This is a genomic window from Serratia sp. (in: enterobacteria) (genome assembly GCF_046715635.1).
Taxonomy (GTDB): Bacteria; Pseudomonadota; Gammaproteobacteria; order Enterobacterales; family Enterobacteriaceae; genus Chania.
This window is the reverse complement of the sequence record NZ_JBKJYW010000369.1, coordinates 1-9,585: the sequence shown is the minus strand read 5'-3', so window position 1 is coordinate 9,585 and position 9,585 is coordinate 1. Positions and strand designations below refer to the sequence as shown.

The window sequence follows — 9,585 nt, the reverse complement described above, 5'->3', positions numbered from 1 at the left end:
CCCTTTAACTGTGGCGTTTTCTCGACGGTTGCTACCATGTAATTCACCGCCGCAATGCCTGCCGGGCTGGTTTCATGCAGGTGAATGTCCACCCCTTTGTTATAATCCAGCGCGATCTGGAACATGCTATCGAGCGATTTTTCCATTGCGCCATCGACATTGGTCGGATCCAGGCCACCGACATAGTGCGCTCCTGCCTGCATAGCCTCACGCATCAGCGGTTCCGATTTTGAATACAGCAGGCCATGCTGTGGGAACGCAACAATCTCGCAGTCAAAACCAGATTTGCGACGTGCCAGCACTGCTTGCAGATTCTCCAGGTTTTTCAGGCCGGAGGTTGGCTCAACGTTGCAATGGCTGCGAGCGGTGGTGGAACCGTAGGACTGAATCAGATCGATCAGCTTTTCGGCCCGTTCTTGGGTATAAGGTTGCAGTTCCGGCAGCAGCTTCTGCTCCAGCCTGATCATATCCTTGATGGTGGTGCCCGCAGGGCGATTCAGCGAACGCCATGGGCCGCCGTAAAAGGTTTTGTCCAGATGGATATGCATATCACGCATGGCGGGCAGCATCAGTTTACCGCCAGCGTCGTAAACCGGCAGCGCACTGTTTGCATGCTGGCGGTTATCGCGCAAGGCGACGATCTTGCCCTGGTTGATCTCCAGCGTTTTCAGTTCGGTGCGAGTGCTGACCGGGGTTGCTCCGTCAAACTCAAAACCCGCCTCTAGCAGCACGTTATCCAGATAATAGTGCGGGTCAGTAATTTTCATGCGCTGGTCTGCCTCACAGTTCGCGGTTGCCGGGTTAGCAGCATAACCGACGGAGGAGGTTGCACCCAATAGTGCGCAGGCCGCAGCCACTTTGCCACTATGGCTCAAAAACTCACGGCGGCTTTTATTCTCATTCATCTGTGGTTGCCTCTCAGAGGTTAACGATATGGGTGCCCGTTTCACCGCGCAGTGCGGCGGGGAGGCAATCCGGCGAGGTGATGACGACGCGTTTGCCGCCATCGCGTAAGAACGCCAGGCTGGCGACGATCTTCGGCAGCATGCTGCCAGCAGGGAAGTGCCCCTCTGCCATATAGCGGGTCATTTCGGCCACGTTCACCTGGCCTAACGCCTGCTGATTCGGTTTGCCAAAGTGAATGCACACTTTCTCTACGCCAGTGGTGATCACCAGTACGTCGGCGCGGATTTCCCTGGCTAGCAAGGCAGTGGAGAGATCTTTATCGATCACCGCATCGACGCTTTGGTAATCACCTTGTGAATTACGCGCGACAGGGATGCCACCGCCGCCCGCTCCGATCACCACAAACCCTTGCTGCGTGAGTGCCTTGATTGCGTCGGCTTCCACGATCCTGATGGGTTCTGGCGAGGCGACTACCCGGCGATAGCCACGCCCGGAGTCTTCTACAAAACGCCAGGCGGGGTATTGCTGCAATAACGCATCGCGCTGTTGTTCACTAAAGAAAGCGCCGATCGGTTTGGTGGGGTTAGTGAAGCCGGGATCCTGTTTATCCACTTCAACCTGCGTGATGACGGTTACCGCCTTTTGGCCGCCATGCTGCGCCAGGCGGTTGTTGAGTGCCTGCTGAATGAGGTAGCCGATACCGCCTTGGGTATCCGCCACGCAGTTGGCCAGCGGGGTCAGCGGTAGCCCTTCATGTTCGTGGGCAACTTCGGCACGGCGCAATTCCAGCCCCACCTGCGGGCCGTTGCCGTGGGTGAGTACGATGTGGTAATCCGATGCCAGCATCTCCAGCACCGAATCTGCGACCTTTTTCACCGCCTCGGCCTGATGTTCCACGGTCTGGCTGGCGTTGTCTTTGATAATGCTGTTGCCACCAATGGCGACGACGACGAGTTCTTTCATCTGGGTTTTCCGATTAAAAAGGCCGTTTAAACAGGGGCAGGAATCTATGAATGCCCCTCACCCTAACCCTCTCCCACAGGGAGAGGGAACCGATCGAGTTCGTTGATTTTTCTGCGTAATAACTCATCCACCCTGTTTTTTCACCCAACTGAGTCCGTTGATTTTTCCGTGTGATACCCTGCTTTTATTACTCCCTACTGTCCGAAGCTGCACGGGCTTGCCATGCACTCGGGGCAGCTCCCTCTCCCTGTGGGAGAGGGTTGGGGTGAGGGGTCAGGCGGTTTTGGTTGGCTCCTGAGTCGGGGCAGCCACCGTTCCACGGCTATCGAGAAAATGCTTCACCACAAACATGGCCGACATCATCAGGTAAGCCAGCGTGAACAGCAACGAACTTCCCTCGGCAAAGCCCACGGCTGGCGCATGGATCACACCGAACAGCGCCAGCAGAGCACCGGTTGCCGCCGCCACCGCACCACGCAGCGGTTTGTTGATGATGGCGAAAATCGCAATACATCCCCACAGCATACTGGCCAGCGGAGCACCGTTACCCAAATGCACCAGCCCCTGGTAATACACGCCTTTGCTATGCAGCAACTCTGCGCCCAGTTTGGCTCCCGAGGTGCCCGCCGCCCCCAGCACGCTGTTGACCATGGTTAATCCCCAGTTGGCGATCCACGGGAACAGGCAGATGAAGATCACCGGGACCTCGATTTTCGGTGTTTCCCTCACCACCTGGTTGGCGGTGACCACGCCGATAAACACCAGGATGGGGACGATCGCCGTCATCGGGATCACTGCCAACATAAAGGCACCCAGCCCGAACAGCGGTACCAGGAACATCGTCACGCCGGAAGCCAAGGTGTAACCAATGCTGGCCCCCATGGCTTTCCAACCGGCGTGGCCAACATACACGGTCACCGGGAACGGGTTGCCCAGCAGGCAGCCGAACATGGAGGAGAGGCCGTTAGCCATCATCACTTTGCGGGTGTTGTATTCATCCCCGGCGGCGTGTGCGCTTTCAATGTTTTCCAGGTCAAAGATGTAGTTCGCCAGCCCCAGCGGAACGGCAGAGGCCAGATACGGCAGCGCGTGTGGCAGGCCCTGCATAAAGCTGTCGACATGGAATCCCGGTGGGTTAAAGCCAAAGGAAGACATTGAGGCTTTAATCGCATCTGGGCTTTGCAGGCCGGAGATCCACGCCAGCGCGGTACCGGCGATCAACAGCAGCAAACCGGTCGGAATGCGGGCGAATATTGGCTTTTTGCCAAACCAGTTGATAAAGATCAGCAGCAGCACGATGAACGAAACGGTTGGCGCTTCAAACGCCTGTAGCATCGGGTTCATCGCCAGCAGCAACAGCCCCAGGCCGGAAAGGCAGGAGAGCAGCACGGTGCGCGGGATCATCTTGCGGATGGTTTCGCCGAGGAAAGAGCCGCCCACCAGGATCAGCGCCTCAACAAAGCACCACACCAGGCCGATCGAAATAGCAAAGTCCGCATCGCCGGTGGACTGATAAACCGGCATCAGCACCAGGAAGGTCACGGTAAAAATGGAAGGTGCGCTCGGGCCGGAAGGCAGCGCGGTCACATCGCTCCGCCCAGTCTGGCGAGCCATTTGCAGGCCGAACCAGGTGTAACAGATGCTGGCCATCATCACCGCCAGACCAAAGGCCGGGGCAATGCGTCCGTAGACAATCTCTTTGGGGATACCCACCACGAAGATGAGTAACCCCATCATGGTGAGCAGGTTGGTCAGGTTATTGGTCATCAGCCCGAAGTAGGCTGCCCAGTCACCGCGTTTCCACTCTAATTTCATCTTGTTCATGGAAAATCCTTTACAGGTCGTTTAACAACTCTCGACGATCCACGGGATCGCCATTGGTCCTGCAGGTGAACAACTCTCTGGTGTCAGGTGGGGCTAACGTTGGGTTAGCCCCGGTTACCCTATGAATTTCAAGTTGCAGCTAGGCGACAAGCTATCTCATCCCCAGGAGCTTACGTTTTTGTAAGTGACTGGGGTGAGATAGTGCAGGTAACAACGCTGCAGCTTGAAAGGCGACGGGTATATTGTTATTGGCAGTAGTGGTCGCGATACCTCAGTATTGCTTTCTCAAAACAGGCGAACGGCGGGTGTACAATCCCGGCACCGATCATGCCGATCCCCGCATCTTTATGGGCGATGGCGGTGTTGATCACCGGCAGGATGCCGCTGCTGCCGACCTTGGTAATATCGATCGCCGTTGGGATCCCCATAAACGACAGCAGGGGAATGGTGACGTTAGGGTTTTCGCCCAGCGTGATTTCACGCATCTGGCGCGAGAAATCAATAGCTTCATCCACCGTGCCCCCGACCAGCGCCACAATGGCCGGAGCGGTCGCCATGGCAAAGCCGCCAATGCCGTAAGTTTCGGTGATGGCGCTGTCGCCGATATCCAAGCCGGAGTCTTCAGGTTTATAGCCTGCAAACATCGGGCCGATAACCTGCTGTGCCGGGCCAGTAAACCACTGGCCCGGTAGCCCGCTGATGCGCAGACCAAACTCAACGCCGTTACGCGCCATGGTGGTGACCACGGTGCTGTATTCAATACCGTGCGCCGCATCCATTGCCGCTTTACACATCGCCATCCAGGTTGGGCCGGAGAAGTAATCGCTGCTGGCGACAAAGTCGAAGACCTCGCGCTGTTGTTCAACCGGGTACCCCGCCTGGATAATCCAAGGCGTCAGCGCCTGGATCAGCAGTGAGGTGCCCGCATTGTTGCGGTTGTGGCACTCGTCGCCCATATGCAGCGCCTGTGCCAGCATCAGCCGCAGGTCGATCTCTCCAGCCAGCTTCATGGCATCGCGTAGCATTGGGCCTTGCACATCGCGCATCCAGATCAGGCGGTCGATCACGCTCTGGTCATTGGCCCCCATGCGCAGGATCTTCGCCATCTGCTCGCTCATATTGGTATACGCGCGGTTGCCGTAGGTTTTGTTTTCGACGATATGCATGAACATTGACGCGGACGTCACGCCTGCCATCGAGCCAACGCAGTCGTGTTCATGGCACGGCGAGAAAATGATGTCGCCGGATGCTGCCAATTCTGCTGCCTCGTCGAGGTTGGCTGCGAGTCCTTCAAACACCAGCGCACCGGTGACGGCACCTTTCATCCCGCCACACATCTTCTGCCAGGTGATCGGTGGGCCAGCATGTAAAATGGTGTTACGCGTCATACCAGGGACCACGTTGATCGCCTGGTCATAACCTACCAATACCGGATGCGATTGAATAATGCGCTCTAGCGCCAGTTTGTTCGCGGCAGCCACTTTCTCGGCAAGCGCTGGGGAGGCAATCTGATCGAGGGCCTCAACCACCGCCATATTGCCCTGGCCCGGCGGAGTCCAATCGAGCTGGGTCACTGGCACATGCTGTTTTTTCAGGTCATCACTGAACATGGCGATACCGACGTTAATGACGTTCAGCGGTTGGTTAAATAACGAGTGGCTCATCAGGCTTTCCCCCCTTTAAAAACAAATTCACGTGCCAGCAATCCGGTATTGGTGCTGCTGCTCGCCCAGATCACGCCCGCATCGGTGAGCATCTGGCACTGCTGCTGTAGCGACGGTGTATCGAGATCGGTGCCCAGCACATAGCCGAGGATCTCCAACGGGCGGCTCTCGCTGGCCGCAATGGCCTTGGCCTCTTTGATCGCCTCAATCATTACGCCCACCGGATCTTCGTGAGAGCCAAAGCCAAGCACGAAGTCCATTACGATCACGCCGACTTCGGGATCGCGTGCTTCCTGCAACAGACGTTGGATGCGGTTGGTCGGGTCGATCATCGGGTGCGGTTTGCCATTGGTGAAGTCGTCATCGCCAAAGTCGAGGAAGGTGTGTGCCACGCTGCGGTTGAGGTCTTGCAGGCGCATGGCCGGGTCGGGTTGAATATTGCTGTAGACGTCGTCGTATTTTTCCAGTGCGGCAAACATCGCTTCGTCGCACAAAGTGCCGCCACAGAACAGGCCGCGAATGTATTTTTGCTGTGGCGTCAGCTTGGCACGCACTTCTTCAATCAGCGGCCAGTTGAGGGGATGAAGGTCTAGGGACTTTTCTTTAATGCCGGTAAGCAGCACGGCCTTTAACGCTGCCTGCTTGGTTGCACGCGCAAACTGTAACCCTGGTTCATCGGCTGGTGGCTCATTGCGCCCAAGGAAGCAAACCACTACGGGTTTACGGCAGGCACGGGCGCGTTCGAGCACGGTGTTTGCCACGGTTGGGGCTGGGGGCTTGGAGACCAGTACAATCACCTCAGTGCCGTTGTCGTTCTCTAGCATCTCCAGCGCGTCCAGCATCATCCGGCCGCCAATCTTTTCACTCAGATCGCGCCCGCCGGTGCCAATCAGCTGCGAAATGCCGCCGCCAAACTCATGGATACGCACGCTCAGCTCCTGGCTACCGGTGCCGGATGCGCCGATGATGCCAATGTTGCCACGGCGAACCGCGTTGCCAAAACACAGGGCGGTGCCATTAATGATGGCGGTGCCGCAGTCTGGCCCCATCATCAGCAGGCCTTTTTCATGCGCCAACTGTTTCAGCGCCAGTTCGTCCTCGATGGAGACGTTGTCGGAGAACAACATCACGTTGAGGTCGTTTTCCAGCGCTTGACGAGCTTCACGCGCTGCGTACAACCCGTTTACCGAGATCACCGCGAGGTTGCTCTCCGGGATATGAGTTTTCGCACTGGCGAGGGTGGCGTAGCGCGCTTCGTGGCGGCCACCTCTATCTTTATGGGTGAACAAGGCGTCGATCGCCTGTAGGGTGGCATCGTTCGCTTCATCGCTGGCGCCCTTAATCACGATCATCAGATCGCCGTTTTTGGCGGCTGCCAGCTCCGGGGTTAACAAGCCCAGGTTCTCCAGCACCCCTTTGTTCATCTCTGTGGCCATGGCCACAAACGCTTGTTCAACGCCTTCAAGTTTGTTCGCTTTAGTGGAAATAGACATCAGCGAAACAGAGTCAAACCAGGTGTTGTTTTTTACCACGATCCTGATGGGCATCTTTTTCTCCAAAATATGAGGTCAAGAGGCAGGCATCGGCCATGCCATACAGCATGTCGCAGCCCGAACTTGAACCGATCTGTTTAATCTTGTTAAGGGTATCGCTAATAAGGTGACGATCGTCGAGCACTAATTTTTCTAACAGGTGACTTATCACCTGTCGGTAACGCTGATTGATTGCCGCCTCTAAGGTAATAGCGCTTAGCCGCGTGGTTTTATGTTGTGCTTTTTCCAGCACCGCCAGAAAAACCCCGCGATACTTTTGTGCCGGATGACCGGGCAGCAGTAATATGGAGCAAAGCCCAACCAGATAATCATCCCCAGAGGGCGTCAGGCCAATGCCCAAACCAATGAGGAAATGTATGGCCTCGTCGGGATCTTCATTGCGCCGTATCGCCAGAAATAACGCATCACGATGCAGCTGTAATAATCTGGCCATTTCCCGATAAAATATATTCTCGCCACGGTAATTAAACAGCGAATTACCGGATGAAGCCTGTTGATTAATGCATGCCCCCCATTGGTGCCAAGCAATAGATGCTCTGTTTGCTTCGGTTAAATACAGGCCAGGCTGCTGCCATGTCTGGCAGTGAGAAAAATCAATCCAACTATGCTGACCTATTTCAATGCGGCCCTGAGAAAACTCGACGCGATCTCCTGGGCTAAATATCTGGTCGCAGTGCCTGAGCGCTATGCGGCAACTATTGGGGGCGTTATCGTACTCGTCGTTTAATAACGTGTAGAGCATGTTCTGCTCGGGGACGAACAGGTTTACCGCGCGCGAAAAAACCTGGTCGACCTGCCCACTTAGCCGCTGGCGGGGGAACGTCACCTCCGCCGATAACGCTGTAATGCACTGCCGTTGCGGCTGTGCGATGGCATTTCTCCTCTGTTATGCGCCGGCGGCAACCAGCAGTTCAGCAATTTCGTGATAGCCTTTTTCACGGGCCAGCGTCAGGGGCGATTTACCATATTTGTCGGTCATATGAGGATTGGCACCGTGATCGAGCAGTAATTTGACAATCTCTTGCTGTTTTGCTCCGCCATCATTCAACACAATAGCTTCCAGCAGCGGCGTCCAACCGACAAAATTGGTGTGGTTGACGTTAATTTCGGTACGCGTCAATAATTCACGCACAATATCGACGTGGCCTTTTTCACTGGCTGGGGTAATACCCACGCCGCCAAAGCGTGTTAAACGGTCCAAATCCGGGTTGGCTGGCAATACCAGGCGCAGCAGCGTTAAGTCGTTATTCAGGCAGCTCAGCAGGAAGGGGTTAAAACAGGTCTGATCCTGCTTATCAATATCGGCACCGGCAGCAATTAATAATTCCACGCAGTCGTAATGTTTATTCAGGCTGGCAAGCGTAATTGCGGTACGGCCTTGGCGGTTGGCGGCATTGATATCCACACCTTTACTCAGGCAACTTTTCAGCGCGTCGCTGTCGCCCTGTTCCGCCGCAAAAAGAAATTCTGTGATTAGCGCTTTATCAGACATATTCTCGCTCCCTATTTTTCCAGTGGGCTTTGGATGCTTTCATTGCTACTGAGAATAGCAACAGATGCTGGATAAAAACATCCGCTTAAGAATCATTCATCGCAAAGGGTGTAATTGTTGAAAACAATTCAACAATAAAGACAAACTGTGCGTCGGCGCAATCTTTCTCTTATGTTTTGCGCCTTTTGCCTCGGCAAACGTCCCTGCGGGGAATGGGCTTTCATCTCGCGCCACATCAGGCTCCAAACTAATAATCAGAAGTGTGATTGTCTTCAAATCAGTTGTAATCGTAGTGTTAAATTTTGTTCAATACTGGTTGCGTGCCATAGGATTTACAAATACATTCAACAATGCGGTTACCCCTCACCCCAACCCTCTCCCACAGGGAGAGGGAGCTGCCCGGAGTGCGTGGTTAGCCTGTGCAGCTTCGGAAAGTGGGGTGCAAAAAGAAGATGTATGGGTGATCATCGAAATCGATCTGTTTCCACAGGGAGTGCGAGCTGTCCGGAGTGCGTGGTTGGACCGTTCAGCTTCGGAAAGTAGGGAGTGAAAACAAGAAAGGCGAGGTATGTTGTGACCTAGCCAAAGTGAGTCACGATAATTTCAAACACACTCGATCGGTCCCCTCTCCCTGTGGGAGAGGGCTAGGGTGAGGGGTCTATGAATTCTATTTTTACCGAAGAAAACCTGTTGGCATTTACCACCACGGCGCGTTTTGGCAGCTTCAGCAAGGCGGCCAAGGAGCTGGATCTGACGACCTCGGCCATCAGCTATACCATCAAACGCATGGAAACCGGGCTGGATGTCGTGCTGTTTAACCGCAGCACGCGCAGCATCGAACTCACCGAGTCCGGTTTTTACTTCTACCGTAAAGCGACCGACCTGCTCAACGACTTCCATGCCATCAAGCGCGGTATTGATACTATCTCGCAGGGCATTGAGGCGCGGGTGCGCATCTGCATCAATCAGTTGCTCTACACCCCACGGCATACCGCCCGGCTGCTACAGGTGTTGAAGAAGCAATTCCCCACCTGCCACATCACGGTAACCACCGAGGTGTACAACGGCGTCTGGGATTCCATCATCAACAACCAGGCCAATATCGCCATTGGCGCACCGGATACGTTGCTGGACGGCGGCGGCATTGATTACACCGAAATCGGCGCCATCCGTTGGGTGTTCG

The 9,585-nt window shown here is 55.3% G+C and carries 8 protein-coding genes; 1 reads left to right on the top strand and 7 read right to left on the bottom strand.

Translation table 11 applies throughout. The annotated features are described in order from the left end of the window. The 7 genes from ACLQ7H_RS19300 to ACLQ7H_RS19270 all read right to left on the bottom strand — a co-directional run. On the bottom strand, window positions 1-905 hold a 905-nt coding region (locus ACLQ7H_RS19300), incomplete at its 3' end, for a deaminase (RefSeq protein WP_411754061.1). A gap of 13 nt (window positions 906-918) precedes the next feature. Further along, on the bottom strand, window positions 919-1,869 hold the full coding sequence (locus tag ACLQ7H_RS19295; RefSeq protein ID WP_411754060.1) for a carbamate kinase family protein: 951 nt from the start codon (window positions 1,867-1,869) through the stop codon (window positions 919-921). Window positions 1,870-2,142: 273 nt separating this feature from the next. After that, entirely contained in the window at window positions 2,143-3,693 is a 1,551-nt protein-coding gene (locus ACLQ7H_RS19290; protein WP_411754059.1) for a xanthine permease, read from the bottom strand. A 245-nt stretch (window positions 3,694-3,938) separates the two neighbouring features. Next, a complete protein-coding gene (locus ACLQ7H_RS19285) occupies window positions 3,939-5,357 on the bottom strand; it encodes a DUF1116 domain-containing protein (RefSeq protein ID WP_411754058.1) in 1,419 nt (472 codons plus the stop codon). Then, window positions 5,357-6,904 carry an acyl-CoA synthetase FdrA gene (fdrA, locus tag ACLQ7H_RS19280; RefSeq protein ID WP_411754057.1) on the bottom strand — a complete coding sequence of 516 codons (1,548 nt, stop codon included), beginning with the start codon at window positions 6,902-6,904 and terminating at the stop codon, window positions 5,357-5,359. The genes ACLQ7H_RS19285 and fdrA overlap by 1 nt, the downstream gene beginning before the upstream one ends. Continuing rightward, a complete protein-coding gene (locus tag ACLQ7H_RS19275) occupies window positions 6,864-7,652 on the bottom strand; it encodes a DUF2877 domain-containing protein (RefSeq protein ID WP_411754056.1) in 789 nt (262 codons plus the stop codon). The genes fdrA and ACLQ7H_RS19275 overlap by 41 nt, the downstream gene beginning before the upstream one ends. 144 nt (window positions 7,653-7,796) lie before the next feature. Then, window positions 7,797-8,402, bottom strand: a complete 606-nt coding sequence (locus ACLQ7H_RS19270; protein WP_411754055.1) for an ankyrin repeat domain-containing protein — start codon at window positions 8,400-8,402, stop codon at window positions 7,797-7,799. Window positions 8,403-9,062: 660 nt separating this feature from the next. Between ACLQ7H_RS19270 and ACLQ7H_RS19265 the strand changes: the two genes are divergently transcribed. Further along, window positions 9,063-9,585: LysR family transcriptional regulator (locus tag ACLQ7H_RS19265; RefSeq protein WP_411754054.1), on the top strand; the 523-nt coding region annotated here is incomplete at its 3' end.